General features: G+C 42.4%; 2 tRNA genes and 1 rRNA gene. All 3 read right to left on the bottom strand.

Going from position 1 to position 2,233, the window contains the following annotated elements:
• Position 1: 1 nt before the first annotated feature.
• Positions 2-78, bottom strand: a tRNA-Ile gene (locus H2277_RS08855).
• A 7-nt stretch (positions 79-85) separates the two neighbouring features.
• Positions 86-161, bottom strand: a tRNA-Ala gene (locus H2277_RS08850).
• Between the two features lie 94 nt (positions 162-255).
• Positions 256-1,768, bottom strand: a 16S ribosomal RNA gene (locus tag H2277_RS08845).
• Between the last annotated feature and the right edge of the window lie 465 nt (positions 1,769-2,233).

Below are 2,233 nucleotides of genomic sequence, written 5' to 3'. Positions count from 1 at the left end.
ATGGTGGGCCTAACAAGACTTGAACTTGTGACCTCACCCTTATCAGGGGTGCACTCTAACCAGCTGAGCTATAGGCCCTTAATCATGGTGGAGAATAGCGGGATCGAACCGCTGACCTCCTGCGTGCAAAGCAGGCGCTCTCCCAGCTGAGCTAATTCCCCATAAATTAGCTTTTCATCAATCTTTGAAATCTAAACAAGGATGATTGAGTCTATATGAACTAATGGTTGTGAGACTCATTAGTTTGTACTCTAGAAAGGAGGTGATCCAACCGCAGGTTCTCCTACGGTTACCTTGTTACGACTTCACCCCAGTCGCTGATTCCACTGTGGACGGTAACTAGTTTAGTATTCCGGCTTCGAGTGAAATCAACTCCCATGGTGTGACGGGCGGTGAGTACAAGACCCGGGAACGTATTCACCGTAGCATGGCTGATCTACGATTACTAGCGATTCCGGCTTCATGCTCTCGAGTTGCAGAGAACAATCCGAACTGGGACATATTTTATAGATTTGCTCCACCTCGCGGTATTGCGTCTCATTGTATATGCCATTGTAGCACGTGTGTCGCCCTGGGCATAAGGGCCATGATGACTTGACGTCGTCCACACCTTCCTCCTCCTTACGAAGGCAGTCTATTTAGAGTGCTCACCCGAAGTGTTAGCAACTAAATACGTGGGTTGCGCTCGTTGCGGGACTTAACCCAACATCTCACGACACGAGCTGACGACAGCCGTGCAGCACCTGTCTCTAAGTTCTAGCAAGCTAGCACCCTCATATCTCTATAAGGTTCTTAGGATATCAAGCCCAGGTAAGGTTCTTCGCGTATCTTCGAATTAAACCACATGCTCCACCGCTTGTGCGGGTCCCCGTCTATTCCTTTGAGTTTTAATCTTGCGACCGTACTCCCCAGGCGGTACACTTAATGCGTTAGCTGCATTACTGAGATGACTAGCACCCCAACAACTAGTGTACATCGTTTAGGGCGTGGACTACCAGGGTATCTAATCCTGTTTGCTCCCCACGCTTTCGCGCCTTAGCGTCAGTTAAGTTCCAGCAGATCGCCTTCGCAATGGGTATTCTTGGTGATATCTACGGATTTTACCCCTACACCACCAATTCCATCTGCCTCTCCCTCACTCTAGATTACCAGTTTCCCAAGCAGTTTAATGGTTAAGCCATTAGATTTCACAAGAGACTTGATAATCCGCCTACGCGCCCTTTACGCCCAGTGATTCCGAGTAACGCTTGCACCCTCCGTATTACCGCGGCTGCTGGCACGGAGTTAGCCGGTGCTTATTCCTTAGGTACCGTCAGAATTCTTCCCTAAGAAAAGGAGTTTACGCTCCGAAAAGTGTCATCCTCCACGCGGCGTTGCTGCGTCAGGGTTTCCCCCATTGCGCAATATTCCCTACTGCTGCCTCCCGTAGGAGTCTGGACCGTGTCTCAGTTCCAGTGTGACTGATCATCCTCTCAGACCAGTTAAGCGTCATAGCCTTGGTAAGCCATTACCTTACCAACTAGCTGATACTATATAGTCTCATCCTACACCGAAAAACTTTCCCTACTCAACTTATGTTAAGTAGGAGTATGGGGTATTAGCAGTCGTTTCCAACTGTTGTCCCCCAGTGTAGGGCAGATTAACTATACCTTACTCACCCGTGCGCCACTAATCCACTTCTAGCAAGCTAAAAGCTTCATCGTTCGACTTGCATGTATTAGGCACGCCGCCAGCGTTCACTCTGAGCCAGGATCAAACTCTCCATAAAAATTATAGAAAAGTTTAATCTTTTTCTTCAAAGAAAAAGTATTTAAAATATAAGATAAAAAGGAAACCTTTTAATCTTATCATTCTTAATTGATTATCATTAATAGAATAATAAATCTATTAATCTGGCTCAATCGATCACTTATTTAGATTTCAAAGATTGACTATAAGATTTGAATAACAATACTAAATTAAAAGAACAAAACAAAAAATCTTTTTTTAAATTATTGAATTAAAAATTAAAAAACATTTTTTAATTTTTAAAATAAAACATTAACAATTAGAAGTTTTATTTTTGCAATACTTTAATAAAAGATATTTTATTTATTTAATCAAAGCAAGGCTTTAATTAAATACAAAATTATAATTTATTGAGTATTTGTGAAACTTCTCTTAAAGATTTTAAGTCCTTTAAAAAAAGGAAATGAAAGTATAACTAATTAAGCTTAAAGGGGGTTTAAATATT

It is taken from the genome of Campylobacter sp. W0014, from assembly GCF_020135975.1.
GTDB lineage: Bacteria > Campylobacterota > Campylobacteria > Campylobacterales > Campylobacteraceae > Campylobacter_D.
Note: the sequence above shows the minus strand (reverse complement) of the source record. Positions and strands in the feature narration are given on the sequence as shown.